Origin of the sequence: Paramagnetospirillum magnetotacticum MS-1, from assembly GCF_000829825.1 — a bacterium.
In the GTDB taxonomy this organism is placed as follows: domain Bacteria; phylum Pseudomonadota; class Alphaproteobacteria; order Rhodospirillales; family Magnetospirillaceae; genus Phaeospirillum; species Phaeospirillum magnetotacticum.
The window spans coordinates 150,215-176,579 of sequence record NZ_JXSL01000022.1; the positions used below are offsets into that span (position 1 = coordinate 150,215).

Consider the following 26,365-nt stretch of genomic DNA (forward strand, 5'->3'; position numbering starts at 1 on the left):
ACGGGCTTTTCCAATGCTTGGCTTACGCAGCGCCGCTCTCATCATCGTTTTGGCCGTGCTCGGAGGCTGCTCCTCGGGCGATGCTTTCGTCGATCGCGCAGAGATGGCCAAGTCCATCAAGAAGCAGAAACTGCCCGGCTATAATGGTCAGGTAACGGTTTGCTATGACAGCGAGACGCCGAAGGCCGAGCGTGATCGGCTGGCCGCCGAGGCATGCGAGGTCTACGGCCTCAAGGCGCAGTTGACCAGCGAAACGCCGTGGCAATGCCGGATGACCGCTCCTCACCGCGCCCAGTATTATTGCTATGATCCCGATATGCGCATGGCCGATGGGTCGTTGGTGAACCCGTTTTCCAATTCCCAGGTCAAGGCCTGGAACCGGGAACGAAATGCCGCCAAGGCCGGGCAACAGCCAGAGGCCGAGCAATAAGCGAAGAAAAAGGGCGGCTCCCAAGGGAACCGCCCCATTCTTTTGGCCGTGAAAGGCCGCGTCAGATGCGGCGCTCCGCGATCTTTTCCTTGATGGCGCCAATGGCCTTGGCCGGGTTGAGGCCCTTGGGGCAAGTCTTGGTGCAGTTCATGATGGTGTGGCAGCGATACAACTTGAAGGGATCTTCAAGGGCATCCAGACGCTCGCCGGTCATCTCGTCGCGGGTGTCGAGAATCCAGCGGGCGGCCTGCAGCAGAACGGCCGGGCCGAGATAGCGGTCGCCGTTCCACCAGTAGCTGGGGCAGCTGGTCTGGCAGCAGAAGCACAGGATGCATTCCCAAAGTCCGTCGAGCTTCTCGCGCTCTTCCGGGCTCTGCAGACGCTCGCCATCGGGCGGCGGAGCGGTCTGGGTCTGCATCCAGGGCTTGACCGAGGCCAGCTGGGCATAGGGGCGGGTCAGGTCGGGGATCAGATCCTTGACCACCGGCATGTGCGGCAAAGGATAGATGGCCGCGTCGCCCTTGATGTCCTCGATGGGCTTCAGGCACGACAGCGTATTGGTGCCGTCGATATTCATGGCGCAGGACCCGCAGATGCCTTCGCGGCAGGAGCGGCGGAAGGTCAAGGTCGAGTCGATCTCGTTCTTGATCTTCAAGAGGGCGTCCAGAACCATGGGGCCGCAGTTATCGAGATCGATCTCGTAGCTGTCGAGCCGGGGATTGGCGTTGGAATCGGGGTCATAGCGGTAGATCTTGAAGACCTTGACGTTCTTGGCGCCGACGGCCTTGTAGACTTTTCCGGGCTGGACCCGCGAATTGGCGGGTAGGGCGAAATCGACCATGTGCGTTCTCCTTACCCTTCCTTAGTACACGCGCTTTTGCGGCTTGATGTACTCGACTTCGTCGGTCAGCGTGTAGGTGTGCACCGGACGGTAGTCCAGCTTCACCTTGCCGTTCTCGACCCAGGCCAGCGAGTGCTTCTGCCAGTTGACGTCGTCGCGGTCGGGATAATCCTCGTGGGCGTGGGCGCCGCGGCTCTCGTGACGGGCTTCCGCCGACACGATGGTGGCCAGGGCGCAATCCATCAGGTTTTCCAGCTCCAGGGCCTCGACCAGATCCGAGTTCCACACGGTGGAGCGGTCGTTGATCTTGATCTGGGGCAGGGTGGAGGCCACCTGATCCATCTTGGCGCAGCCCTCGGCCAGCGACTTGGACGTGCGGAACACCGCCGCGTCCATCTGCATGGTCTTTTGCATGGCCAGGCGGATTTCGCTGGTATGCATGGAGCCGTTGGCGTTGCGCAGACGATCGAAGCGCGACAGGGCCAGGTCGCTGCCATCCTTGGGCAGCGGCTTGTGCGGGGTGCCGGGCTTCAGGGTCTCGGCGGCGCGCAGAGCCGAAGCGCGGCCGAACACCACGATGTCCAGCAGCGAGTTGGTGCCCAGACGGTTGGCGCCGTGCACCGAGACGCAGGCCGCCTCGCCGATGGCCATCAGGCCCTCGACGGTGGCGTCGGGGTTCTCGGCGGTGGGGCGCAGCACCTCACCGTACAGATTGGTGGGGATGCCGCCCATGTTGTAGTGCACGGTGGGCAGAACCGGGATCGGCTCCTTGGTCACATCCACGCCGGCGAAGATCTTCGCCGTCTCGGAAATGCCCGGCAGGCGCAGTTCCAGGGTTTCGGCGCCCAGATGTTCCAGGTGCAGGTAGATGTGGTCGTTTTCCTTGCCGACACCACGACCCTCGCGGATCTCCATGGTCATGGCGCGCGACACCACGTCGCGGGACGCCAGATCCTTGGCGGTGGGGGCATAACGCTCCATGAAGCGCTCGCCGGCGGAATTGGTGACATAACCACCTTCGCCACGGGCCCCCTCGGTGATCAGGCAGCCCGAACCGTAGATGCCGGTGGGGTGGAACTGCACGAATTCCATGTCCTGGAGCGGCAGACCGGCGCGGGCGACCAGGCCGTGGCCGTCGCCGGTGCAGGTATGCGCCGAGGTGCACGAGAAGAAGGCGCGGCCGTAACCGCCCGAGGCCAGAACGACCTTATGGGCGCGGAAGCGGTGCAGCGTGCCGTCGTCCAGATTCCAGGCGATGACGCCGCGACAGGCGCCGTTCTCCATGATCAGGTCGATGGCGAAGTACTCGATGAAGAACTCGCACTGATGCTTCAGGCACTGGGAGTACAGCGTGTGCAGGATGGCATGTCCGGTGCGGTCGGCCGCGGCGCAGGCGCGCTGCACCGGCTTCTCACCGAAATTGGACATGTGGCCGCCGAACGGGCGCTGATAGATCTTGCCCTCGGGCGTGCGCGAGAAGGGCACGCCGAAATGCTCGAGCTCGTGCACGGCCGGGACGGCCTCGCGGCACATATATTCGATGGCGTCTTGGTCGCCCAGCCAGTCCGACCCCTTGACGGTGTCGTACATGTGCCACTTCCAGTTATCCTCGGCCATGTTGCCGAGCGAAGCGCCGATACCGCCCTGGGCGGCCACGGTGTGGGAGCGGGTGGGGAACACCTTGGTGATGCAGGCGGTCTTGAACCCGGCCTGACCCATGCCCATGGTGGCGCGCAGGCCGGCGCCGCCGGCACCGACGACGACCACGTCATAGGTATGGTCGATGATCTTGTAGGCAGCCATGGCGTCAGGCTCCAATCGCGACTTTGAGGATCGACACCGTCATGAAGACGGCGAGGAAAGCGATGACCAGCTTGGACCCGACCAGGGCTGCGACCTTCTTGCACTCGCAGTGGACGTAGTCCTCGATCACCACCTGCAGGCCCAGCTGGGCGTGATACAGCACCGTGAGGACGGTGAGCAGCAGCAGCGAGGAATTGCCGGGCTTGGCCATCCACGCCTTGAAGGTGGCGTAGTCGGCATGCGACAGGCCGATCACGGAGACGGCGAACCACAGCGACAGGGGGATCAGGAAGATGGCGGTGACGCGCTGGGCGATCCAGTGGCTGGCGCCTTCCTTGGCGGAACCGAGGCCGCGGGCGCGGCCGACGGGGGATTCGAGGCGGCTCATTTTGCGCTCTCCCGATTACAGGCCAAAGACCCAGGCCAGCACGGTCAGGAGGGCGGCAGCGCCCACGACCATGCGGCCCGACTTGTCGGCCTCGGCGATCTCATAGCCACGGCCCTTGTCCCAGAACAGGTGACGGATGCCGTTGCACAGGTGATAGAACAGGGCCGCGGTCCAGCCGAACAGCACCAGCTTGCCCAGCACCGAGCCGAGCACGGCCTGGGCGTGCCCATAGGCGACGGGGCCATAGGCGGCCGAGGCCAGCCAATAGGCCAGCACGATGGTGCCGACCGCGAGAGCCACGCCGGTGATGCGGTGGCTGATGGACAAGATGGCCGTGAACGGCATCCTGTAAACCTGGACGTGTGGCGAAAGCGGCCGGGTGCGCGTTGTCATGGCTGGAGCCCCTGAAATACGGACGACGAGGGCCGTTAAGTCGGCCCTTTGCGGCGATGCGGTGTAGGTGTTTAGCCCCTCGCGCCCTCCGAGTCAACGATAGGAAACCACACTTTTCGGCAGGGCAGCCTACCCGGTGGGAGTAGGGCAAAGCCCTCAGCCGGTCCCGATACGGCCAAATACCTTGGGGAGTCGCCTGTCGGGGGTAGGTCAGCCATCGGTGGGGTAGGGCGTGATGGCGCAGCATGAAGGAACAGGGGAGCGCGAGGGGACGAGTCCCCTCGCATCGTCCACCTTACTTCTTCCTGGGCATCAACACTGTGTAATCGAAGTCCAGCACCACGCTGGCGTCGAAATCCTTGCCGTTTTCCGCCTTGAGGGGGAAGGCGGCGCAAGGGCAGTTCTTGGTGGCGACCAGGCGCAGGCGCAGCGCGCCCACGTCCTTGCGGCCGGGCACCTCGATCTTTTCCAGCACTTCGGTCCAGGCGTGGATGGTATCGCCCGCGAAGGTGGGGTTGGTGTGGCGGCCGCCATTGATGGCGACGATCTTGAAGGCGTTGCCAAGGCCGTTGAAGGACAGGGCGCGGGCGAGAGAGATGATATGGCCGCCATAGATCAGGCGGCGGCCAAAGCGGCCCTGGCCCTCGGTGTACTGGTTGAAGTGCACCTTGGCGGTGTTCTGCCACAGGCGGGTGGCCATCATGTGTTCGGCTTCCTCGATGGTCATGCCGTCCACATGGTCGATCTTCTCGCCCACGGCGTAGTCGTCCCACAGATGGGGGCTGCCCGCCAGAGTGGTGTCATAGGCCCCCAGCGTCAGGCTCTCGGGGATCACCAGATCGGCGGCGGCGACGGCGGAGGGCAGTTCGGGCACGGTTTCTGCGGGCGAGGGCGCGTTCAGGTCACGCTTCTTGACCATCACCCAGCGGACGTATTCCACCACCATTTCCTGAAGCTGGTTGGTGCCCACCGAGCGGACATAGACCACGCCGGTCTGCTTGTTGGAGTTTTCCTTCAGCCCGATGACCGTCGAGGTGGTGGTGATGGTGTCGCCGGGATAGACCATCTCGCCGAAGCGGCCCGCGGCATAGCCCAGATTGGCCACGGCGTTGAGGCTGATATCGGGGACGGTCTTGCCGAACACCACATGGAAAGCCAGCATGTCGTCCACGGGGGCGAGATGGCCCATGCTCTCGGCGCCCAGGCCGATGGACTTGGCGAATTCGGCCGAGGAATTGACGGCGAAGCGAGAACCGTAGAGCGCGGTGTAAAGCGCCACGTCGCCCGAAGTGACGGTGCGCGGCGTGGCATGGTTGATCACCTGGCCGAGGCGGAAGTCCTCGAAGAAGTTACCGGCATTGGTCTTGGTCATGGCGATGCTCCTCAGGCCATTGCGGCGATCTGGTCGGACAGCGCAACGATGCGTCGCGCATTCTCCACATGCAGGTTCTCGATCAGCTTGCCATCGACCACCACGACGCCCTTACCGGCGGCGGCGGCTTCGGCATGGGCGGCGATGATCTTCTTCGACCACTCGATGTCTTTCTCGGCCGGGGCGAAGACGCGGTTGGCGGCGTCGATGGTCTTAGGGTGGATCAGGGTCTTGCCGTCAAAGCCCAGTTCCAGCCCTTGGGTGCAGGAATATTCGAAGCCCGCATCGTCGTTGAGGTCGAGATAGACGCCGTCCAGGGCCGCCAGACCATAGGCGCGGGCCGCCAGCAGACACAGACCCAGGCTGGTGATCATGGGCAGGCGGTCGCGGGTATGGGCGCAGTGCAGATCCTTGGCCAGATCCGAGGTGCCCATGACGAAACCGCCCATGCGGGGGCTGGAGCCCGCGATCTCTTCGGCGCGGAGCATGCCGCGCGGCGTCTCCATCATGCACCAGATGGCCATCTGGGCAGGCGCGCCGTTGGCGGCCATGATGGCTTCCACCTGGCGCACCGTGTCGGCGCTTTCCACCTTGGGGATGAGGATGGCGTCCGCTCCGCAAGCGGCCGCCGCGGCCACGTCGGCCTGACCCCAGGGAGTGGCCAGCGAATTGACGCGCACCAGCAGTTCGCGGGCGCCATAGCCGCCAGCCTGGACCGCATCGACGACTTGGCGGCGGGCCTCTTCCTTGGCATCGGGGGCGACCGCGTCTTCCAGGTCGAGGATCAGGCCGTCGGCGGCCAGCGTCCGGGCCTTTTCCAGGGCGCGCGGATTGGAGCCGGGCATGTAGAGGACGGAGCGGCGGGGCCGCGCGGTGGTCGCCATGGACGAATCTCCGGACAAAGTGACAAAAGGCGGGGCAGACTACCCGATGGTCCGGTTGCGGCGCAACATTTGATCGTCTATACCGGCTTTGACATGAAGATTCTTTCTTTCCAATCGGCGGTGACCTTCGGCCATGTGGGCAATTCCGCCGCCCTCTTCGCGGTGCAGCGCCTGGGGCTGGACGCCTGCCCGGTGGACACGGTGCAGTTCTCCAACCATCCCGGCTATGGGGCATGGCGGGGCGGTGCCCATTCCACCGACGGTCTGCGCGACATCGTCGAAGGCCTTGACGGAGCCGGGCTGCTGCAAGAGTGCGGCGCGGTGCTGTCGGGCTATCTGGGCCGGGCCGAAACCGGCGAGGTGGTGGCCGAGGCGGTGCGGCGCCTGCGTCATTACCGCCCGGCCACCCCCTATCTCTGCGACCCGGTGATGGGCGACGAGGGCGGCGGGCTTTACGTGGCCGAGGGGATTCCGCAAGTCTTCGCCCAGACCCTTCTGCCCTTGGCCGACATCGCCACGCCCAATCGCTTCGAGCTTGGCATACTGACCGGTCGGTCTGTTGAGACCATCGGGGATGCCCTGGCGGCGTCGCGCCAGTTGATGGCGCGGGGAACGAGGGCGGTGGTGACCACCAGCCTTCCCGCCGGAGACGGCATGATCTGCTGCCTGGCGGTCGATGTCCGGGGGGCCTGGATGGTGCGCACTCCGCTGCTGAGCTTCAATACGCCGCCCAATGGCGGCGGCGACACTTTGTCGGCGCTGCTGCTGGGGCATGTGCTGAAGGGGCGAGATCTGCCCGAGGCCCTGTCAAAGGCGGTCTCCAGTCTGTTCGGCGTGCTGGAGTTGACCCAAAGCACCGGGGGACGGGAACTGGCCCTGGTGGCGGGGCAGGGCGAGATCACACAACCCTCGCGGATTTTCCCGCCCATGCCGGTCGGAGCCTAAGCTCCGCCCTTGACCGGAAGCGCCGGTTGCGTTTCTCCTGGCGCCCCGTACCCTGGTCGAGGTGGCCTGTGGACCCCGTCATTCTGTATCTGCGTGGCATCGCCATCGGCTTCGCCATCGCCGCGCCCATCGGGCCGGTGGGCATTCTGTGTATCAGAAAGGCCCTGGCCGATGGGCGGCTGGCCGCCTTCGTGGCCGGGTTGGGCGCGGCCCTGGCCGATTCCCTGTTTGGCGCCGTGGCGGCGTTCGGCATCGGCGCGGTGATGAGCTTCATCGATGGCCAGATGGTGGTTCTCAAGATGGTGGGCGGGGTGTTCATGCTGGGCCTGGGCGTTCACACCTGGCGCTCGGCCGCTTTGTCGGTGGAGGCCGAACCGGGCAGGGGCCCCGGCATGGCCCGGGATTTTCTCTCCACCTTCGCCATCACCATCACCAATCCCGGCACCATCTTCGGCGTGGCGGGCGTGTTCGCCGCGCTGGGCCCCATGGGCAAACCCGGCATCGGCCTGCCCACCGGCCTGCTGGTGGCGGGGATCTTCAGCGGTTCGGCCTTGTGGTGGCTGACCCTGTCCGCTCTGGCCTCGGCGGCCCGCAACCGCTTCACGCCGGAACGCATGCGTCTCTTCAACCACCTGTCGGGCGCCATGCTGATGGTGTTCGGAGCCGCCGCCCTGGGCAGCCTATTGCTGTAGGCGTTTGCGCAGCAGAATCTCGCTCATTCCCGCCTGGACCAGTCCGTCCAGAGGCGCCACCTCGGTAAATCCGTGGCGGGCATAGAAGGCCCGCGCCGGGGCGTTGAAGTCGGAGACGCAGGCCCAGAGATTGGGGGCGATCTCGGCGGCGCTTTTCGCGGCCCAGTCCAGGACCTTGCCGCCGAGACCAAGCCCCTGATGGCCGGGCAGGATGGCGAAAAGCTCGATATAGGGGCCGCGCAGCCAGGGCGAGCGCAGCGCCAGAATGCCCGCCGTCCCGCCGTCATGCTCGGCGACCCAGCGGGTGAGCGCGCGGTCCTCTCGGCCGAAATAGCGCTCCAGCGCCTGCGCGCCATAATCGAGGCGGGCCCAGGGGTCCATGGCGGCCAAGGCTTGGGCCAGTGCCGGGGCGTCGCCGGGGGCCAGCGGGCGGAGTTGGCAGCCAGCCAGTGCGATATTGGTCATGGCAGGACCTCGTCCAACTGGGCAAAGCGGTAACCGCGCCGCTTCAACTCGGTCAGGATGCCGGTCAGGGCGGGACCGGTGGCCGGAGCCCGCTGGTTGACGTGAAAGATCAAGATGGAGCCGGGCCGGGTCTTGGACAGGACCCAATCCGTGAGATGCTCGGGCGTCGTTCCCCGTGCCGGATCGCCCGAAGCGAAGGTCCAGTGCACTATCTTATGGCCGGTGGCCTCGACCGTGCTCAAGGTGGCCGCGTCGTAATTGCCCGCGGGAAAGCGGAAGAAGCGGGGCTTGCGCCCGGTGGCCGCTTCGATGGCCTCGTCGGCTTCCTCCACCTGGCGGCGGACCGCCTGGGCGTCCAGGCGCTCCATATGCTGGGGGTGGTCGAGGGAATGGTTCTCGACCCGCACCAGCGGGCTTGTGGACAGATGCCTCAGCTCGGCGGCATTGCGGCGGGCGAACAGGCCGGTGGCGAAGATGGTGTAGGGGACCTTCTCGGCCTCCAATACCTTCAGGATGGTCTGGTCGAGATAGGCGGGCGCCCCCTTGGCCTCGCAGGCGTCGAAGGTCAGCGCCACCACCTTGTCCGTGGTGGGCAGCCACTCGATCACCTCGGCCCGCACGGCGGGGGCGAGGAGAAGGAATGGGACAAGGAGGGCGAGCCTCGACATGATACGGCAATCCCGTGGCGGATGAGGGCTTTCACCACGAAGGCACGAAGATACGAAGAAAAAGAAGGTCTCCTTCGTGTTCCTTCCCGCCTTTGTGCCTTCGTGGTTATGTCGTTGCCGCAAGCGGCCTGGAATTTCAGAAATCCGGGTCGGCATAGTGCCGGGGCGGGGGCAGGCCGGGCAGATGGTCGGCCAGCAGGACGCGGAAGCTGGGCCGCGACTTGACGCGGGCATACCAGTCCTTGGCCGGGGCGTGGGCGTCCCAGGGGACGTCGCCCACATAATCGACAGCGGAAATCTGGGCGGCGGCGGCGATGTCGGCCAGGGTGAACAGCCCCCCCGCCAGATAGCCATGCCGTTCGGTCAGGCTGCCCAGATAGTCCAGATGCTGGTGGATATGGGCATAGCCGGTGCGGATGCGCCGCGAATCGGGTTCGTTGCGCCCGGATTCGAGGCGCCTGAACACCTTTTCGCCCACCAGATGGTCGGTGACCTCGGCATGGAACTTCTGGCAGAACCAGGCGACCAGACGCCGCACCTCGGCCCGGGCCAGGGGTTCCGCGGGCAGCAGGGGCGTTTCGGGGCTGATCTCTTCGAGATATTCGACGATGGCGGTGACGTCGGCCAGGGCCGCGCCGCCGTCCTCGACCAGCACGGGCAGCAGCCCCGCCGGATTGAGAGCGAGGAAGCCGGGCCGCCGCTCCCAGGTCTTTTCAATCTGGGGCTCGAAATCCAGCTTCTTCTCGGCAAGCACGACGCGGACAAGGCGCGAGAACGGGCAGAGTGGATGATGGTAAAGGGTCCTCATGCCCCCCTTTTACAGCTTTTCCCGTGGCGAGAATAGAGGGTGGCGGCCCCATATGAACGTTTCTTAAACGAATTTTTCGCCGTGTGGCTACCTTGACGGCGCGGGCTGCGGGCGTCACCCTGTCGGCCTTCCTTGCCGGAGCCCGAACATGGCTTTCCTGGACCATATCCGAATCTGTAACCGCCACGACCTGTCGAAGTTCCGCCCGTTCTCGGTGGAGGGCAAGTGGATCGGCTGGGTGCGCCACGACGTGGCTCAACGCCTTGCCGCCTTTCCCGAGGCCTTCCGCGTTTCCATCGAAGGCGTCAGCCTTCATCCCGCCCTGACCACGCCCGAGGCGCGCAGCAAGGCCATCGACGAGGTGGCGCTGGAGCTGGCCGATGACTGGGGCACGCCGAAATTGCGGGGCGAGCGTTTTCGGGTGGCGGCCCGGTTCGGCGATCCCGCCCTGATGAGCATCGACCGCGGTGTGATCAGCTTGTTCGGCATCCGCGCCTATGGCGTCCACGTCAACGGTCTGGTGCGTCGTCCCGACGGTCTTCACCTGTGGATCGGGCGGCGCGCCAAGGATAAGAGCGTGGCGCCCAACAAGCTGGACAACATGGTGGCCGGGGGCCAGCCCAGCGAATTGTCCCTGGCCGACAATCTGATCAAGGAAGCGGCCGAGGAGGCGGATATTCCCGCCGCCCTGGCCGCCACGGCTCGGCCGGTGGGCGTCATCTCCTATTGCCTGGAAGACGAATGGGGGCTCAAGCCCGATGTGATGTTCTGTTATGACCTGGAGGTTCCCGAAAGCTTCACGCCGCGCAACACCGACGGCGAATTGCAGGGCTTCACCCTGATGCCGGTGGCCGAGGTGGCGCGCCTGGTCAGGGATACCGAGGAATTCAAGTTCAACGTCAATCTGGTGATCATCGACTTCCTCATCCGTCACGGTCAGATTTCGCCCGATGTGGAACATGATTACGTCGATCTGGTGGGCGGCCTTCGCAAGGGCTGGTAGTTTATCCGTCGTCATCCCGGCCTTGAGCCGGGATCCATGGTGCCGTTGGGCAAATGGATCCCGGATGGCGCGTTGCGCTTGGGGGATGGCGAAGGGAAAAGGGGCGCTTTTCTCCCCGCGCTTGACGATCCTTTAATTCCCCCCAAGATATTATGCAGAAGGGTGCCGATGTCGGGCCCTTCCTTGGCGTACTCGCTCATGCCCGAGGAGGACGAAGATCATGTCCCGCTTGTCCGCGTTCAATTCCCCCCTGCTGCTCGGTTTCGATCATTTCGACCGGCTGTTGGACCGTATGTCCAAGGCCTCGCCCGAGGGTTATCCCCCCTACAATATCGAACAGATGTCCGAAAACGGCCTGCGCATCACGCTGGCGGTGGCCGGGTTCTCGTGGGATGACCTGTCGGTGGCCCTGGAAGACAACCAGCTGGTCATCAGAGGTCGCCAGTCCGAAGACGACGGCAACCGCCTCTTCATTCATCGCGGCATCGCGTCGCGGCAGTTCCAGCGGGCTTTCCTGCTGGCCGACGGCATGGAGGTGATGGGCGCATCCTTGGATAACGGTCTGCTGCATGTGGATCTGATCCGGCGGGTGCCCGAGCCCAAGGTCCGCACCATTCCCATCGGCCGGGCGGGAGAGGCTCCCCACACCATTACCGTTTCCGCCGACGAAGCCTCGCCGGCGTCATCCCGGGCCAGAAGCGGCCAGAAGAGGGAGGTCTGAACATGAAGACCATGGATGACAGAACCGCGTTCCTGGGCCGAAGCCTGATGAACGCCACGGATTTCGCCAATTGGGGCCTGCCCGCCATCGCCTATTTCAAGCACGAGGACAATGGCGGCCAGGGCGGCTGGTCCATCCACGCCGCTGACGGCACGGTGATCGGCGCGGCGCCGTCGCGCGACACCGCATTCGCCGCCATCCTTCAGCACGACATGGAGCCCATGAGCGTGCATTGACCAACTCGCACGAAAGTCCTTCGGCCTGACGGCCTCAGTGTACTTTCGTGCGGGAAGAATAAGGAAAAGCCCGCGCTTGGGGCGGCCCGGCGCGCGGGCTTTGGCTTTCTTGTCCCCAATCCGAGACGAAGGTCTCGGATTGGGTAAGACGAGTCAAAAATGGGCGCGAAGCCGCCTTAAGCCCATTTTTTCAATATACTCTCGCGGAAAGTACACCGAGGCGCAGCCGAGGGACTTTTCGCGAAATCACGCCGCCCGGCTGGCCGGGCTTTCGGTCAGCAGGGCGTAAAGGGCATCGGCATTGTCGGTGCCGCGCAGCTTCTCGCACACGCTTTTGTCGCGCAGCAGGCGCGAGACGCGGGCCAGGGCCTTGAGGTGGTCGGCACCGGCGGATTCGGGCGCCAGCAGCAGGAAGATCAGGTCCACCGGCTGTTCATCGATGGATTCGAAGGCGATGGGCTTTTCCAGGCGGGCGAAAACGCCATAAAGCTTTTCCATGGTGGGAAGCTTACCGTGGGGGATGGCGATGCCGTTGCCCACGCCGGTGGTGCCCAGACGCTCGCGTTCCAGCAGCACGTCGAAGATGGCCCTTTCGTGAAGGCCGGTAATCTCGGCGGCCTTCTTGGCCAAATCCTGCAGCGCCTGCTTCTTGGATGCGGCGCGCAGATTCGGAATGACGGAGGCCGGGCTGATCAGATCGGTGATTTCCATGAATCCACCCTGTGAGGGCGAAACCTTGAGGTTCCGCTGGGTCTTCCATCTAAAGCGCGCGGGATGCACTCTACCGCGCCATTGTCCCCGTCCCGTCTTTCCCACGGGGCGGGCGGAAAATAGGCCCCGACTTGTCCGAAGTCAAGCATGCCGGATGGCCGGGGGTCACATGCCCAGCGACTTCTCGCGCCGCCGCTGGACCGACGAGCCGATATTCATGGCTTCGCGGTATTTTGCCACCGTACGGCGCGCGATGTCGATACCTTCGGCTTTCAGGGCGTCGACGATGGAATCGTCGGACAGCACGCTCTTGCCCTCTGCATCGATCAGGGCCTTGATGCGGTGGCGGACCGCCTCGGCGGAATGGGCATCGCCGCCATCGGCCGAGCCGATGGCCTGGGTGAAGAAGTACTTCAGTTCATAGATGCCGCGCGGCGTGGCCATGTATTTGTTGGAGGTGACGCGGCTGACCGTGCTTTCGTGCATGGAGATGGCGGTGGCGATGTCCCTGAGCACCAGCGGGCGCAGATGCTGCACCCCTAAGCGGAAGAATCCGTCTTGCTGGCGCACGATCTCGGTCGCCACTTTGAGGATGGTGGTGGCGCGCTGGTGCAAGGACTTCACCAGCCAGTTGGCTGATTGGAAGCGCTCGGAGATATAGGTCTTGTCGTCCTTGCTGCGCGCGGCTCCGGCGATCTTGGAATAGTAGCGGGTATTGACCAGGACGCGGGGCAGGGTGTCGGAGTTCAGCTCCACCACCCAGGAGCCGTCCTGGGTGCGGCGCATCAGCACGTCGGGCGTGACCGGCTGGGCGACGATATGGTCGAAGGCCAGGGCCGGTTTGGGGTCCAGGGCCTTGATCTCGCCGATCATCTCGGCCAGGTCCTCGGCATCGACGCCACACACCTTCATCAGGCCGGGCAGGTCGCGCCGGGCCAGCAGTTCCAGATTGTCCAGCAGGGCCTGCATGGCGGGATCGAGGCGGTTCTTCTCGGCCAGTTGCAGCCCCAGGCATTCCTTGAGCGAGCGCGCGAAGACGCCCACGGGGTCGAAGCCCTGGACGCGTTTGAGTACCGCCTCGACGCGCTCGACCGGGCAATTCAGCCGTTCGGCCAGTTCGCCCAGGTCACCGATCAGATAACCGGCCTCGTCGAGCATTTCGATCAGGTGAAGGGCGATCAACCGGTCGGCTGGATCGAGGATGTCCACATTGACCTGGGCCGCCAGATGGTCGCGCAGGGTGATATCGCCCGCCACCATCTGTTCCAGGTTGGACTCCCCGTCATCGAATCCCTGACCGCCGCCGCCGCCGACATTGCCCCATTGGCTTAAGGATTCGTCCTGGACGGCGTCCGAGGCGCTGTCGTTGTTGAAGGTGTTGTCGTAATCCACGTCCATGCCGTCTTCGGCCGAGCCGCCGTCCATGCCGTCCAGCAGGGGGGCTTCGGCGGGGGCGGAATCGAGGACCGCCAGATCGGTAGCATCCACTTTGGGCTCGGCGGACTCGGGGCCGCGCTCGGTCTCCTCGCGCTCCAACAGCGGGTTGCGCTCCAGTTCCTGGTCAATGAAGGCGGTCAATTCGAAATTGGACAATTGCAGCAGCTTGATGGCCTGCTGCAATTGCGGGGTCATCACCAGAGACTGAGTCTGGCGGATATCAAGCCTGGGACCGATGGCCATGGCGGTGGCTACATGCTGAACCGCTCGCCGAGATAGACCCGTCGCACCCCTTCATGGGCGACGATCTCGGCGGGGCGGCCCTCCATCAGAACCGCGCCGTCGTGCAGGATATAGGCGCGGTCGATGAGGTCCAGGGTCTCACGCACATTGTGATCGGTGATCAGCACGCCGATGCCGCGATGCTTGAGATGGGACACCAGATCGCGGATGTCGGAGACGGCGATGGGGTCGATACCGGCCAGGGGCTCGTCCAGCAAGATGAAGTGGGGGCGGCACGCCAGGGCGCGGGCGATCTCGACGCGGCGGCGCTCGCCGCCCGACAGCGCCATGGCCGGAGCCCGGCGCAGATGGCTGATGGAGAATTCGGCCATCAGGCTTTCCAGATCGTGCTGGCGGCGTTCCAGGTCGGGCTCGACCACTTCGAGCACCGCCATGATGTTGCCTTCCACCGACAGGCCTCTGAAGATGGATGCTTCCTGCGGCAGGTAGCCGATGCCCAGCCGGGCGCGGCGATACATGGGCAGGTCGGTGATCTCGGTGCCGTCCAGGGAGATGGAGCCGGTATCGGGATTGATCAGGCCGGTGATGCAGTAAAAACAGGTGGTCTTGCCCGCGCCGTTGGGGCCAAGCAAGCCCACGGCCTCGCCCCGCTGCACCGAGATGGAGACGTCGCGCAGCACCGGGCGGCCCTTGAAGCTTTTGCCGATATTTTGCGCCAGCAGGCCGGGATTGTCGGCCACCAGACGCGGCCCCGGCGCGGCCGGGGGATTGGCGCTGAGCGGAGAGCCAGGCTTGACGGTTTTCATCGTTCCCCCGATCCGGGTGTCGGCACGTTTCCGGTAAAGCCCGCCCGGCCCGGCGGCTCGCCCTTGTCGCCCTTGTCTTTTTTCTGAGGAATGAACACGCCCTGAACCCTCTGGCCACTTTCGGCGGCGCCGGCGGCGGTGGGGAACAGTTTGCTGACCCCGGTGTTGAGGTTCACGTGCGCCCATCCCCCTTCCAGCTGGTTACCGCCTTCGCGGCTGATCTTAACCGAACCGGAGACGGTGGCGATACCGGTTTCGGCGTTGTAGTCGCCGCGATCGCCGGTCACTGTCTCGGAAGACGAGATGATCACCACATGGCCATAGGCGTCGGCGCGCTGCAATTCCAGTCCGCCGCCGTCGCCAGAGCCCGCAGCGGCGCCCGATGACGTGCCCGACTGGGGCTTGGCGCCGGGGCGGGCGGGAGCGGGCTTGTCCTTTTCCTTGTCCTTGAAATGGGCGGTCAGCACGTCGCCCTTCAGGGTCTTGCCGCCTTCCTGGACGGCGACGGCATCGCCTCTCAGCACCGCCATCTTCGTCAGTTCCCAGTATTCCAGGCTGTCGGTGGCGGTGAAAGTGTCGGTGGGGGTCACCAGCTTGGCCGGAGTGCCCTTCAGGACGAAGATGGACTTGTCCAGGTCATAGATGGCCTTGTGGCCGGTGGCGGTGTCGTTGGGCGAGCGGATCACCACATTGCCGTCGGCGTCCAGGCGCCAGATCTCGTCACCCTTGGGGCCCTTGCGGTAATGGGCGGTCAGCACATCGGCGTCCACGGTCATGTTGCCGCGGATGGCGTGAGCGTTGCCGCGCGCGATGACCCGCAATTCCTCGGAATGCCATTCGATGCCGTTATCGGCATAGACCTGGATCTGCTGATCGCCGGACTTGCTCATCTCGAAGCCCTGGGCCAGGGACAGTCCGGGAAGGGCCATCAATATGGCGGCGGTGATGAACGGTATCAGAGCGGGCGGCTTCATGGCGTCTTGGCTCCCTTGCCCCGGCCCTTTCCCGGGGCCTTCTTGCTTACGGCGCGCAGATTCAGCTGCGACTTGCCTGTAAAGGTGATGTCGTGGCGCTTGCCAGTGATCTCGAACCCGATCGAGCGGATGGCGCCCTGGGGGCCGTGACCTTCTACCGGCTCGAAGCCCCGCGCCGAATTGGTGGCCAGTTCCACGATGGCCGTGGGGGTATGAATCTCATAGCCGCTGTCGTGGTAAAGGTTCACGCCACCCGACAGATCCAGCACCTTGGTGGATTGATGATAGATGCCTGCCACGGCATCCACCACGATATTGGCGCCCGAATTGGAAGTGAAGTCGGCCTTGGGATTGACCAGATAGATCAGATCCTGGTTGTCGGGCAACTGGGTGGCGGTGTCGGAGGTGACCGCGAAGGGGCGGTTGGACTCGTCGACGCCGAAATAGCGGGCATTCTTCATCACCAGAGTGTCGACCGATTTGGGCGACAGATTGGCGAAGCTGAGTTTGAAGCCGCTTTCCAACTGCGACAGCTTGGGCCAGATGACCACCAGGCCCAGCAGAAAAACCGCCAGGGCGGGTAAGGCGATCTTCATCACCGAGACGAAATGGGAATGATCGGCGAAGGGGCCGAGCTTGGGGCCGCGCGGATGGCGCCCCCTGGGGCGCCGCCCCTGGGGCGGTTGCGGATCGGTCTCGGCGCGCAGGCTCATGCCAGTCCGGCCCGCAGACAGTCGTGGACGTGAAGCACACCCACCGGGCGGCCATCGCTTTCGACCACGAACAGGCTGGTGATGGAGCGCTCGTTCATCTGGCGCAACGCTTCGGCGGCCAGAAGGTTGGGCGGCACGGTGCGGGGCGAGGCGGTCATCACCTCGGCGGCCTTGGCGGTCAGCAGGTCGGGACTCATATGGCGGCGCAAATCGCCGTCGGTAAGGACGCCCGCCAGCTTGCCGCCGGAATCGATCACTCCGGCGCATCCCAGGCTTTTGGCCGTCATCACCAGCAAGACATCGGCCATGCTCGCCTCGGTCCCGACCAGAGGCAGGCCGTCCCCGCCATGCATCAGGTCGGTGACCTTGAGCAGGCGCTGGCCCAGCTTGCCGCCGGGATGGAAGACCTGGAAATCGGCGGCGGTGAATCCCTTGCGCTCCAGAAGCGTGACGGCCAGGGCATCGCCCAGGGCCAGCATCAGGGTGGTCGAGGTGGTGGGCGCCAGACCCATGGGGCAGGCCTCGGGATTGGGCGGCAGGACCAGCGCCACATCGGACGCGGCAGCCAGCGTCGAGCCGTCGCGGGACGTGATGCCGATCAGCGGAATCTCGAAACGCCGCGTATAGGCGATGACGTCGCTCAGTTCCGGCGTCTCGCCCGAATTGGAGAGCGCCACCACGGCGTCGTCGCGGGTGACCATGCCCAGATCGCCGTGGCTGGCTTCGGCCGGATGGACATAGAAGGCGGGGCAGCCGGTGGACGCCATGGTGGCGGCGATCTTGCGCGCCACATGGCCGCTCTTGCCCATGCCGGTGACCACGACGCGGCCCGGCGCGCCCTCAATCAGGGTGACGGCCTTCAGAAAGGCGTCGCCCAGGCTGGTCGCCAGGGAGTCCAGCGCACGGGCCTCGGTGGCGAGAACCCGGCGGGCGGTGGCGAGGGCTTCGGAATCGGCGGTCATCAAGGGGGTCCGGTCAAACTGATCCATTCCCCGCTGGTACGAGGCGGGGGCGCATAACTATACGCAACGGCCCGGTGACGGAAAGGCAAAACGAATCCGCTTGGTCCGTTTTGTGCATTCGGGAGGGGCGGGCGTAAATCCCCGCCAGCCAGTCCTGGCTGGCTAGGCCCAAGGGGCCGCGCCGCTCATGCGGCGACAGCCAAGGGTTTCGGGAGAAACCCGCCCGGCGTCTGAGGGGCAAAAAAGCTAATGCGAGAAGATGTCTTCCGCATCCCATCCGGCCAGATCCAGCTCGGCGCGGTCGGGAAGGAAGGCAAAGCAGGCCTCGGCCAGGGCGCGGCGGCCTTCGCGGTCCAGCAGCATGTCGAGGCGGTCCTTCAACTGGTGCAGGTAAAGCACATCCGAGGCGGCATAGGCCAGCTGATCGGCATTCAGTTCAGGCGCGCCCCAATCCGAGCTTTGCTGCAGCTTGGACAGGTCGATATTGAGGAATTCCTTGCACAGGACCTTGAGGCTGTGACCCTCGGTATTGGTCCGGGTCAGCTTGGACGCGATCTTGGTGCAAAACAGCGGATTGCAGCGCACGCCCAGATATTTGCGGATCATGGCCACGTCGAAACGGGCGAAGTGGAACAGCTTGGTCACCTTAGGGTCGGCCAGCATGCGGACCAGATTGGGCGAGTTCCATTCGGGCTTGGGATAGTGGACCACATGGGCATGGCCGTCGCCCGCCGACAGCTGCACCACGCACAGGCGGTCACGCTGCAGGTTGAGGCCCATGGTTTCGGAATCGATGGCGACGAGATTGCCGAGATCGAGGCCGTCCGGGAGATCGTTCTTGTGGTAGAAAACGGTCACGGAGCCGCTCCTTATCATCCCCTGATGGGGAGGGCGGCTCCGCGTCCGATGTATCCATCAGCTAGACCGCGCCGCGGTTAAGAGATGGTGCCCAGGAGAAGACTCGAACTTCCACGACATCACTGCCACACGGACCTGAACCGTGCGCGTCTACCAATTCCGCCACCTGGGCAGGTAGCTTGCCGAACGGCCTCAGCCGTCCGAGGCGCGAAGAAATATGCGAGAGGCGCGTGCCTGTCAACGATGTTTTTTGCCCCTCTTCCGCATTTTCCCATTGCCCTGCCGATTCAGCCCCCACCCTTTACACCCGTGCGCCTTATGGGCTAGCTTTCGACCCGAAGTTTCAGCCCCGTCGGGCAGGGGGCGGCAGGCATTGCCGCCGGGCTAATGGAGGGACAGCATGGCGCGTCGCGTGGTCACTGTATTCGGGGGGTCGGGCTTTATCGGCCGGAATGTGGTCAAGCGTCTCGCCGCCCAAGGCTGGGTGGTCCGCGCCGCGGTCAGGGATCCTATCGCCGCCGAGTTCCTGAAGACCATGGGCGATGTGGGGCAGGTCACGCCGCTGCGCGCCGACATCACCAACCCGAAGTCCGTGGCCATGGCGGTCGCCGGAGTGGATGCGGTGGTCAATGTGGTGGGCATTCTCTATGAGAGCGGCCGGGCCACCTTCGACGCCATCCATGTGAAGGGGGCCGCCAATGTGGCCGCCGCGGCCAAGGCGGCGGGGGTCGGGCGTCTGGTCCATCTGTCCGCCCTGGGGGCCGACAAGAATTCCGAGGCCGCCTATGCCCGTTCCAAGGCCCTGGGTGAAGAGGCGGTGCTGGCCGCTTTCCCTGGCGCCTCCATCGTGCGTCCCTCGGTGGTGTTCGGTCCCGATGACGATTTCTTCAACCGCTTCGGCAAGCTGGCCATGATATCGCCGGTGCTGCCGGTGTTCACTGCGGACGGCTTCAAGCCGGTGTGCGATGAATCAGGCTGCTCCATCGATCTGTTCGGTTCGGGCGGTCCCATCTTCCAGCCGGTCAGCGTGGCCGACGTGGCCCAGGCCGTGGTCCAGATGCTCGAAGATGGCCGCCATGCGGGCAAGACCTTCGAACTGGGCGGGCCGCGCCGTTATTCCATGAAGGAGATCATGGAACTGGTCATGGCGTCCACGGGCCGCAGCCGTATCCTGGTTCCGCTGCCCTTCGGCCTGGGTATGATCCAGGCCACCTTCCTTCAGATGCTGCCCAAGCCCATGCTGACCAAGGATCAGGTGCGGATGATGAAGGTGGACAACGTGGCGCGCGGCGGCAAGCCGGGGCTCAGCGACCTGGGGATCACGCCGACCTCGGCCGAGGCCATCCTGCCGCTTTACATGAAGCGCTACGGCAAGCAATTGCCCCCCGGCCGGGAAAACGCGGCCTGACATTGTTTCGTGCCGTCGACATGGAAAGGGCCGCCCCATCGGGCGGCCCTTTTGCCGTCAGGCCCGCAAGGCCTTGCGGGTGACGTTGTTGCGCGTCTCCGAGGGCAACTGCTCCAAAAGCCGCAACAGGGCCCCCACCCCAATGGGAACCCGCGACCGTCCGTCAGCCCAACGCCAGACCGTGGTGGGAGCGGGTTGCTGCTCGCCGAGATCGTCGAGCAACCGGGCCAGCGCGGCCTGGGACAGCCCCAGCCTCCGCAGAGCTTCCGTGAACTCGTCGTCCGTCATATACTGATATCTCCCCAAACCAAAAAGCGTACTGCCCGCGCCTCGCATGGCAAGGCACAAATCCCCGAAACCCTCACAGAATTGGGGCGGAATAGGCGGATGTCAACGGAACGAAAGGGGAATAAGTGTTAGTGCTTATCGCGGGATTACGCAGGCCGCCCCAATTGGTTGCCTGGACTTCCGCCATAATATGGAAAAGGAAGTCAGGTTTTCTTTGCGGCCAGCGGATGGTGGGCGCGCACCAGACGGCTGGCCTCGTCATCGATGAGATGGGTGTAGATCTCGGTGGTGGCGATATCGGCGTGGCCCAACATCTCCTGCACGCTTCTGAGATCGGCGCCACCCGCCAGCAGATGGCTGGCGAAGGAGTGGCGCAGCACATGGGGCGAGACCTTGAACGGGTCGAGACCGGCCAGGACGGCGGCACGGGCCAGCATCTTGGCGAAGCCCGACCGGGTGAGATGGCCCAGACGCCCCGAGGACGGGAACAGCCAGCGCGACGGCCGGGACTTCGGCACCATGGTCTCGCGCTCGGCCTTCCAGGCGATCAGGGCGGCCCGCGCAGGATCAGACAGCGGCACCATGCGCTCCTTGGATCCCTTGCCGCGGACCACCAGCACATTGGGATCGCGGGCCACGGCTGACAGCGGCAGGCTGACCAGTTCCGAGACGCGTAGCCCTGTGGCGTAGAGGGTCTCCATCAGGGCGGTCATCAAGATGCCGTCGCGTCCTTCCAGCGCGCGGGCGGCGTCCAGCAGGGCGGTCACTTCCTCCTTGCGCAGATATTTGGGCAAGGGACGGCCCAGGCGGGGCGCGTCGATATTGGCGGTGGGGTCGTCGGGGCGCAGTCGCTCGGCGAAGGCGAAGCCGTAGAATTGCTTCAGGCAGGACAGCCGCCGCGCCTGGGTGCGGGCCGCCATGCCGATCTCGGCCTGCCGCGCGATATAGGCGGCGACGGAGCGGCCTTCGGCATTGAGCGGGCTTTGCCCCCGTCCGTCCAAAAACTCGGCGAAATCGGCCAGATCCCGGCCATAGGCGTCCAGGGTATTGGGGCTGGCGCCCCGTTCGACCTGCATCATTTCGAGAAAGGACTCGATATGTCGGTCGAAGGGGATGCTCATCCGCCGTTGGCCAGCACCGCCTCGGTGGCCAGTTCGCGGGCTTCGCGCTCGAATCCGGCCTGACGCAGGAACACCACCACCCGGTTCAGCGTATCGGGGTCGATGCTCTCCAGCCCCGTCTCGCCCAGGGCGGCGGAGGCCAGCAGCACCGTCTCGGCGCGCCGCGTGCCTTCGGCGCTGGCGCGCAGCAGGGCCTTCATGGCTGGCTTGGGACCAGGCGCCGTGCTGCTCCCCGCCGCATGGGCCAGAAGGGCCGAGGCGGGAACGGGCTCGCCCACAGCCTGAAGCATGGCCATGGTGACCACGGCGCGGCGTTCGTCGGACAGGGCGGTTTCCGCCCAGCCGGCGAAGGAATCGCCGGGGCTGGGGTCGAGGCCGACGCGGGTCAGACGGGCCAGAGGCCACAATCCGGCGGCCAGCTTGGCCCCGGCGGGGTCGGTCTTGGCCAGGCTCAGCCAGTTCCCGGCCGCCTCGGGCCGTGCGGCGGCATAAAGGGCGCGGGCCATCATGGGTGCGGCCGCGACGAGATCGGGAGCGGGCTTCAGATCGGCGATCAGCGGGGCGTAAAGCCGTGCCGTGGCGGAGAAGGCGCGCCGTTCGGTGGCCGAGGCCAGGATGCGGGCGATCAACTCCGCTCGTACCGCAGGCGCGGCTTCGGCGCCCACGGCGCGCAGCCACATGGCGCGCCCGCGCGGGCTTTTATCGCCCTGGGTTCCCGCCGCCTGCTGTTCCGCCGGTGTCAAGGAGACGCCGGTCATCAGCTTGCGCAGTGAATCGGTGTCCAGAATACCCAACGCCTCGGCCCGCTCGGCGGCGGTGATCCGCAGATCGGCGGCCATGGCCGGGTTGTCGGCGATGGCGTGCAGCATGGAGGGCGGCGCGTTGGCCACCGTGTCGGCAGGCAGCGGCAGCTTGGCGGCCTTGAAGGCGGCCAGATGCAGCGGCGTGGGATTGGGCAGCTTGTCCAGCTTGGCGGGCGGGGTGCCGCCCATGGCCTCGGCGGCGACGATGAAAGCGTGATCGGCGTCCTTGCGCTCGCGCATCATGTCCAGCGCCATGCCTGCTTCCAGGGTCTTGCCCGCTGAAATCTGGCAGAACACCGAAAGCCGGGGATCGAGCGGCCCGCCTTGGGCCATGACGGGGGCCTCGGCGCAGGCGGCCTTGGCATCGCCAGCCAGCAGCCAGGTATCCACCTTGAGGCGCGACAGGCCGGGCGAGGCCAGGGCGCCGGGCGCGGCCTTGAGAAGGGAGGACAGCCCATCGACCTCGCCCATGGCGAACAGGCGCTCGGCCCGCAGTTCCAGCAGCGAGGGGGACTGGCCGCGATTGCCCTCAGGCGCGGTGGCCGCCGACAGCAGCAGGCGCCGGGTCAGGGAATGGACGGCGCGTGATCCAGCTGCGGCGGGCAGGGAGGGCAGCACCTTGCGCACCAGGGCAGCCGGGGTGCCGTGCCACATGGCCATGCCGAGACCGCCCTGGGCCTCGTCGAGGACGCCGACGGCGTCGGGATCGGGCGCCTTCAGCTCCTCGACCTCGAAGCGGGGGCCGGGCTTGGCCGGGCCGCCGGGAAATTCGGCATGGGCGGCGGGCTGGGCGGGCGCAGCGGCGGGAAGTTCCGTCGGGGCCTCGGGCTTTTGCGCGCTTTCCGCGTTGGGCGAGGTCAGAACCAGCGGCTTTCCCGGCTGTTCCGCAAGGACGGGCGCCGCCAGGAAGACAGCGCCCAGGGCCAGAGCCAGGGCGTTAGCGCGGGAAACGGGCATCCGGTACGACCTTCTCGATCTTCGCCGACGGAGGGGGCGGGTCCCAGGTGGACAGGAACAATCCACCGCCGACGACGACGGCCAGCAGCAGGGCAATGAGAAGGCCGGCAATCTTGTTCATGGGGACCGGATGACCTCTGTAATGGCAACATTTCTGGACAGGACCGGTGGGGTGCGGCTAAAAGCGGCAGGGACGGCCCCATATGGGTTGGTGAGGGCAGTGTATCGGCCCCGGGGGGAACGATCAACGCCGGTACGCCGGTTTTTTTGAATAGTGGGAACGGGACGGACCTTGGATCAGGGTATGGCCGACGAACTGGCGAGACTGGCGCCGCTGCTTTCGGGGCGGATCGGGCGCACCGTTGTGCTGGTCGGCCTGATGGGCGCGGGCAAATCCTGCGTCGGCCGTCGCCTCGCCGCCCGCCTGGGGCTGGACTTCCAAGATTCCGACGCCGAGTTCGAAGCCGCCTCGGGCAGCACCATCAGCGATTATTTCGCCCGCTTCGGCGAGGCGGCTTTCAGAGTGGGCGAGCGCAAGGTGATCGCGCGGCTGCTGGACGGTCCGCCGGTGATTCTGGCCACGGGCGGCGGCGCCTTCGTCGATCCCGCCACCCGCCAGCGCATCAAGGACACCGGCACCTCGGTCTGGATCCGCGCCGATCTCGAGCTTTTGCTCAAGCGCACCGTGGGCCGCGACCATCGCCCGCTGCTCAAGCAGGGCGACCCCAGGGAAATTCTCGGCCGTCTGATGGGTGCGCGCTATCCCATCTACGCCGAAGCGGACATTATCGTGGACTCCACCGATGAAGTCCCCGAGGCCACTGTGATCCGTGTCATGGAGGGCCTGATCACCTATCTCGATCCGGAGAAGAATTCATGAGTGCCGCCGCTGAACAGGTCCTGGTTGAACTGGGCGAGCGCTCGTATCCCATCCATATCGGCCCTGGCCTGCTGGACCGGGCGGGCGAACTGGTCAAGCCGAAGATGAAGGGCGGCCGTGCCCTGGTGGTGACCGACGCCAATGTGGCGCCCCACTATCTTGAACGGGTGCAAAGAAGCCTGGCCGAGGCCGGGGTGACCACCATGCACACCGTCATGCCCGCTGGCGAGCAGACCAAGGACTTCAAGCATCTGGAAGCCTTGCTGGACGCCATGCTGGAAGCGCGCTCCGAGCGCGGCATCATGGTGGTGGCCTTAGGGGGAGGCGTGGTCGGCGACCTGACCGGATTCGCTGCCGCCATCTTGCTGCGCGGCGTGGATTTCGTGCAGATCCCCACCACCTTGCTGTCCCAGGTGGACAGTTCTGTGGGCGGCAAGACCGGCATCAATACCCGCCAGGGCAAGAATCTGATCGGCGCCTTCCACCAGCCCCGGCTGGTCCTGGCCGATACCCAGGTGCTCGACACCCTGCCGCGCCGTCAGGTGCTGGCCGGTTATGCCGAGGTGGTCAAATACGGGGTGATCGACGACGAGCCGTTCTTTGCCTGGCTGGAAGCCAACGGCGCCAAGGTGATCGATGGCGATCTGGAGGCGCGGGGCTATGCCGTCGCCGCCTCGTGCCGCGCCAAGGCCCGCATCGTCGGCGCCGATGAGCGGGAAGGCGGCGTGCGGGCGCTGCTCAATCTCGGCCACACATTCGGCCATGCCCTGGAGGCCGAGACCGGCTTTTCCGACGAGATGCTGCACGGCGAGGCGGTGGCCATCGGCATGGTGATGGCGCTGCGCCTCTCGGTTCGCTTGGGTCTGGCGCCCGCCGCCGATGCCGAACGGCTGGAGCGGCACTTGACGGCTGTTGGCCTGCCCACGACCCTGCCCAAGCCCCGGCTATGGGCGGTGGACCGGCTGATCCATCACATGTCGGGCGACAAGAAGGTCAAGGACGGCAAGGTCACCTTCGTCATGGCCAGGGGTATCGGCAAAAGCTTCCTTACCCGCGACGTTCCGGAGACCGATCTGGCCTCCATGTTGGCGGAGATGGCGGCGGGGAGGTAGTGTCATGGATGAGAATACGCTTTCGCTGATCGCTATCATTCTCCTCCAGGCGATGTCGGCCTTCTTCGCCGGGTCGGAAACAGCCTTGACCGCCGTGTCCAAGCCGGTGATGCATCAGTTGGAGATGGACGGCTCGCGCCGGGCTCTGCTGGTCAACCGCTTGACCGATAAGCGGGACCGCCTGATCGGTTCGCTCCTGCTCGGCAATAATATGGTCAATATCTTGGCCTCTTCCCTGGCCACTGGGGCGTTGGTCAGCATGTTCGGCGACGCTGGTATCGCCTATGCGACGGCTGGCATGACGGTCATCGTGGTGATCTTCGGTGAGGTGCTGCCCAAGACCTACGCCATCTACCACGCCAATCGCACAGCTCTGCTGGTTGCCGCTCCGGTTACCGGCGTGGTCTGGGCGCTGACGCCTTTCGTGCGGGCCATCGAAGCTGTGGTGCGTGGCGTGTTCCGCCTGTTTGGCGCCAGCTATGCCGCTTCGGTCACCTTGGAATCCTCCATGATGGAGCTGAAAGGCGCCATCGAGGTTCATGCTGGCGAGGACGAGGTGCGCGAGGAGCGGCGCATGCTGCGCTCGATCCTGGAACTGGGTGATGTGGAAGTCGGTCAGGTGATGACCCACCGGCGCGGCGTGGTCACCGTGGATGCCGGGCTGCCTGCCCCGGAAATCCTGGAACTGGTGGTCAACTCGCCCTTTTCCCGCGTGCCCCTGTGGAAAGACGATCCTGACAATATCGTCGGCGTGGTCCATGCCAAGGATCTATTGCGCGCCCTTCGCGCCCTGGAGGGGGAGGCGGACAATCTGGACGTGGTCGAACTGGCCTCGACTCCCTGGTTCATCCCCGATTCCACCACGCTGCTCGAACAGTTGCAGGCCTTCCGGTCGCGGCGCGAGCATTTCGCCCTGGTGGTGGATGAATACGGCACCCTGATGGGCGTGGTGACCCTGGAAGACATTCTGGAAGAGATCGTCGGCGACATCGTCGACGAACACGACGTGGCCGTGGCCGGGGTGCGGCCCCAGTCGGACGGGTCCTATATCGTCGATGGTTCGGTCACCATCCGCGATCTCAATCGTCAGTTCGAGTGGCGCCTGCCCGACGAAGAGGCCGCCACCATCGCCGGTCTGATCCTGCACGAAGCCCGGCAGATTCCCGATGTGGGCCAGGTGTTCCGCTTTTACGGCTTCCGCTTCGAGATCGCCCGGCGGCAACGCAACCAGATCACCTCCATCCGCGTGATGCCCCCGGCCCCGGCTGTTCAGGACTGACACCAAAACCCGATGAGCGGAACTCATCTGGATTTGGTTAGGCCCAAGGGGCCGCGCCGCTTATGCGGCGGGAGGCAAGGGCGCCCGCGTCCGCCCGCCGATTGAGGGCGATCCAGATGATCAGTTCCGATCATCTGGATTTGGTATGAGTGACCCCATTCACA

General features: G+C 65.3%; 30 protein-coding genes and 1 tRNA gene. 10 read left to right on the forward strand and 21 right to left on the reverse strand.

The features are described from left to right. Positions 1-13: 13 nt before the first annotated feature. Positions 14-430: a hypothetical protein gene (locus CCC_RS05790; RefSeq protein ID WP_009868839.1), complete on the forward strand. Its 417-nt coding sequence runs from the start codon at positions 14-16 to the stop codon at positions 428-430. A 61-nt stretch (positions 431-491) separates the two neighbouring features. On the opposite strand, the gene CCC_RS05795 is transcribed toward CCC_RS05790, so the two are convergent. The 6 genes from CCC_RS05795 to CCC_RS05820 form a co-directional block, all read right to left on the reverse strand. Continuing rightward, on the reverse strand, positions 492-1,271 hold the full coding sequence (locus CCC_RS05795) for a succinate dehydrogenase iron-sulfur subunit (protein WP_009868840.1): 780 nt from the start codon (positions 1,269-1,271) through the stop codon (positions 492-494). A 21-nt stretch (positions 1,272-1,292) separates the two neighbouring features. Further along, positions 1,293-3,074, reverse strand: coding sequence for a succinate dehydrogenase flavoprotein subunit (sdhA, locus tag CCC_RS05800; protein WP_009868841.1), 1,782 nt, complete (start codon positions 3,072-3,074; stop codon positions 1,293-1,295). Positions 3,075-3,078: 4 nt separating this feature from the next. Continuing rightward, complete coding sequence (gene sdhD / locus CCC_RS05805) at positions 3,079-3,462, reverse strand: succinate dehydrogenase, hydrophobic membrane anchor protein (RefSeq protein ID WP_009868842.1); 384 nt, start codon at positions 3,460-3,462, stop codon at positions 3,079-3,081. Positions 3,463-3,477: 15 nt separating this feature from the next. Next, positions 3,478-3,855: a succinate dehydrogenase, cytochrome b556 subunit gene (gene sdhC / locus CCC_RS05810; RefSeq protein ID WP_041040237.1), complete on the reverse strand. Its 378-nt coding sequence runs from the start codon at positions 3,853-3,855 to the stop codon at positions 3,478-3,480. Between the two features lie 295 nt (positions 3,856-4,150). Next, on the reverse strand, positions 4,151-5,227 hold the full coding sequence (locus tag CCC_RS05815; protein WP_041040239.1) for a MaoC family dehydratase: 1,077 nt from the start codon (positions 5,225-5,227) through the stop codon (positions 4,151-4,153). Positions 5,228-5,238: 11 nt separating this feature from the next. After that, on the reverse strand, positions 5,239-6,111 hold the full coding sequence (locus tag CCC_RS05820) for an HpcH/HpaI aldolase/citrate lyase family protein (protein WP_009869589.1): 873 nt from the start codon (positions 6,109-6,111) through the stop codon (positions 5,239-5,241). Between the two features lie 93 nt (positions 6,112-6,204). Here CCC_RS05820 and pdxY point away from each other — a divergent pair, with 93 nt between their 5' ends. Both pdxY and CCC_RS05830 read left to right on the forward strand, forming a co-directional pair. Next, positions 6,205-7,056 (forward strand): pyridoxal kinase PdxY, encoded by an 852-nt coding sequence (gene pdxY / locus CCC_RS05825; protein ID WP_041040300.1) that lies wholly within the window; start codon positions 6,205-6,207, stop codon positions 7,054-7,056. A gap of 68 nt (positions 7,057-7,124) precedes the next feature. After that, positions 7,125-7,748 (forward strand): LysE family translocator, encoded by a 624-nt coding sequence (locus CCC_RS05830; RefSeq protein ID WP_009869591.1) that lies wholly within the window; start codon positions 7,125-7,127, stop codon positions 7,746-7,748. Here the strand turns inward: CCC_RS05830 and CCC_RS05835 are convergent. From CCC_RS05835 to CCC_RS05845, 3 genes are all read right to left on the reverse strand, one after another. Further along, complete coding sequence (locus tag CCC_RS05835) at positions 7,737-8,213, reverse strand: GNAT family N-acetyltransferase (RefSeq protein ID WP_009869592.1); 477 nt, start codon at positions 8,211-8,213, stop codon at positions 7,737-7,739. The two genes, CCC_RS05830 and CCC_RS05835, sit on opposite strands and share 12 nt — an antisense overlap. After that, on the reverse strand, positions 8,210-8,881 hold the full coding sequence (locus CCC_RS05840; protein WP_041040240.1) for a polysaccharide deacetylase family protein: 672 nt from the start codon (positions 8,879-8,881) through the stop codon (positions 8,210-8,212). Before CCC_RS05840 ends, CCC_RS05835 begins: the two co-directional genes overlap by 4 nt. Positions 8,882-9,017: 136 nt before the next feature. Further along, a complete protein-coding gene (locus CCC_RS05845; RefSeq protein ID WP_041040242.1) occupies positions 9,018-9,689 on the reverse strand; it encodes a glutathione S-transferase family protein in 672 nt (223 codons plus the stop codon). 148 nt (positions 9,690-9,837) lie between these two features. On the opposite strand from CCC_RS05845, the gene CCC_RS05850 reads away from it, so the two are divergent. The 3 genes from CCC_RS05850 to CCC_RS05860 all read left to right on the forward strand — a co-directional run bounded on the left by CCC_RS05850 (position 9,838) and on the right by CCC_RS05860 (position 11,649). Further along, entirely contained in the window at positions 9,838-10,692 is an 855-nt protein-coding gene (locus CCC_RS05850; RefSeq protein WP_009869595.1) for a DUF4743 domain-containing protein, read from the forward strand. A 220-nt stretch (positions 10,693-10,912) separates the two neighbouring features. Then, the gene (locus CCC_RS05855) at positions 10,913-11,413 is read left to right on the forward strand and encodes an Hsp20 family protein (protein ID WP_009869596.1); all 501 of its coding nucleotides are present in this window, start codon (positions 10,913-10,915) and stop codon (positions 11,411-11,413) included. 2 nt (positions 11,414-11,415) lie between these two features. Beyond that, positions 11,416-11,649, forward strand: coding sequence for a DUF1150 family protein (locus CCC_RS05860; RefSeq protein WP_009869597.1), 234 nt, complete (start codon positions 11,416-11,418; stop codon positions 11,647-11,649). A 246-nt stretch (positions 11,650-11,895) separates the two neighbouring features. On the opposite strand, the gene ptsN is transcribed toward CCC_RS05860, so the two are convergent. The 8 genes from ptsN to CCC_RS05900 all read right to left on the reverse strand — a co-directional run bounded on the left by ptsN (position 11,896) and on the right by CCC_RS05900 (position 18,525). Beyond that, positions 11,896-12,360, reverse strand: coding sequence for a PTS IIA-like nitrogen regulatory protein PtsN (gene ptsN, locus CCC_RS05865; protein WP_009869598.1), 465 nt, complete (start codon positions 12,358-12,360; stop codon positions 11,896-11,898). A gap of 165 nt (positions 12,361-12,525) precedes the next feature. After that, on the reverse strand, positions 12,526-14,040 hold the full coding sequence (gene rpoN / locus CCC_RS05870) for an RNA polymerase factor sigma-54 (RefSeq protein ID WP_009869599.1): 1,515 nt from the start codon (positions 14,038-14,040) through the stop codon (positions 12,526-12,528). An 8-nt stretch (positions 14,041-14,048) separates the two neighbouring features. Next, entirely contained in the window at positions 14,049-14,846 is a 798-nt protein-coding gene (lptB, locus tag CCC_RS05875; RefSeq protein WP_009869600.1) for an LPS export ABC transporter ATP-binding protein, read from the reverse strand. After that, on the reverse strand, positions 14,843-15,820 hold the full coding sequence (locus CCC_RS05880; RefSeq protein ID WP_009869601.1) for an LptA/OstA family protein: 978 nt from the start codon (positions 15,818-15,820) through the stop codon (positions 14,843-14,845). Before CCC_RS05880 ends, lptB begins: the two co-directional genes overlap by 4 nt. Further along, positions 15,817-16,533 (reverse strand): LPS export ABC transporter periplasmic protein LptC, encoded by a 717-nt coding sequence (gene lptC / locus CCC_RS05885; RefSeq protein ID WP_009869602.1) that lies wholly within the window; start codon positions 16,531-16,533, stop codon positions 15,817-15,819. The genes CCC_RS05880 and lptC overlap by 4 nt, the downstream gene beginning before the upstream one ends. After that, a complete protein-coding gene (locus tag CCC_RS05890) occupies positions 16,530-17,495 on the reverse strand; it encodes a KpsF/GutQ family sugar-phosphate isomerase (RefSeq protein WP_041040244.1) in 966 nt (321 codons plus the stop codon). Before CCC_RS05890 ends, lptC begins: the two co-directional genes overlap by 4 nt. 246 nt (positions 17,496-17,741) lie before the next feature. Then, a complete protein-coding gene (locus CCC_RS05895; protein ID WP_009869604.1) occupies positions 17,742-18,353 on the reverse strand; it encodes a ribonuclease D in 612 nt (203 codons plus the stop codon). An 85-nt stretch (positions 18,354-18,438) separates the two neighbouring features. Further along, positions 18,439-18,525: transfer RNA gene (locus tag CCC_RS05900), tRNA-Leu, on the reverse strand. Between the two features lie 228 nt (positions 18,526-18,753). Here CCC_RS05900 and CCC_RS05905 point away from each other — a divergent pair. Continuing rightward, positions 18,754-19,761: a complex I NDUFA9 subunit family protein gene (locus tag CCC_RS05905; RefSeq protein WP_041040246.1), complete on the forward strand. Its 1,008-nt coding sequence runs from the start codon at positions 18,754-18,756 to the stop codon at positions 19,759-19,761. A gap of 57 nt (positions 19,762-19,818) precedes the next feature. Here the strand turns inward: CCC_RS05905 and CCC_RS05910 are convergent, their stop codons facing one another. From CCC_RS05910 to CCC_RS22540, 4 genes are all read right to left on the reverse strand, one after another. Next, positions 19,819-20,049 (reverse strand): helix-turn-helix domain-containing protein, encoded by a 231-nt coding sequence (locus CCC_RS05910; protein WP_009869606.1) that lies wholly within the window; start codon positions 20,047-20,049, stop codon positions 19,819-19,821. A 203-nt stretch (positions 20,050-20,252) separates the two neighbouring features. Continuing rightward, positions 20,253-21,170 carry a site-specific tyrosine recombinase XerD gene (locus tag CCC_RS05915; protein WP_009869607.1) on the reverse strand — a complete coding sequence of 306 codons (918 nt, stop codon included), beginning with the start codon at positions 21,168-21,170 and terminating at the stop codon, positions 20,253-20,255. Then, complete coding sequence (locus tag CCC_RS05920) at positions 21,167-22,930, reverse strand: hypothetical protein (protein ID WP_009869608.1); 1,764 nt, start codon at positions 22,928-22,930, stop codon at positions 21,167-21,169. Before CCC_RS05920 ends, CCC_RS05915 begins: the two co-directional genes overlap by 4 nt. Continuing rightward, on the reverse strand, positions 22,911-23,051 hold the full coding sequence (locus CCC_RS22540; protein WP_169746881.1) for a hypothetical protein: 141 nt from the start codon (positions 23,049-23,051) through the stop codon (positions 22,911-22,913). The genes CCC_RS05920 and CCC_RS22540 overlap by 20 nt, the downstream gene beginning before the upstream one ends. 183 nt (positions 23,052-23,234) lie before the next feature. Here CCC_RS22540 and CCC_RS05925 point away from each other — a divergent pair, with 183 nt between their 5' ends. Genes CCC_RS05925 through CCC_RS05935 form a run of 3 tightly spaced genes read left to right on the forward strand, consistent with a single transcriptional unit; the run spans position 23,235 to position 26,201 of the window. Then, a complete protein-coding gene (locus tag CCC_RS05925) occupies positions 23,235-23,810 on the forward strand; it encodes a shikimate kinase (RefSeq protein ID WP_009869609.1) in 576 nt (191 codons plus the stop codon). Next, the gene (aroB, locus tag CCC_RS05930) at positions 23,807-24,922 is read left to right on the forward strand and encodes a 3-dehydroquinate synthase (RefSeq protein WP_009869610.1); all 1,116 of its coding nucleotides are present in this window, start codon (positions 23,807-23,809) and stop codon (positions 24,920-24,922) included. Before CCC_RS05925 ends, aroB begins: the two co-directional genes overlap by 4 nt. A gap of 4 nt (positions 24,923-24,926) precedes the next feature. Continuing rightward, complete coding sequence (locus CCC_RS05935; protein ID WP_009869611.1) at positions 24,927-26,201, forward strand: HlyC/CorC family transporter; 1,275 nt, start codon at positions 24,927-24,929, stop codon at positions 26,199-26,201. Positions 26,202-26,365 lie beyond the last annotated feature (164 nt).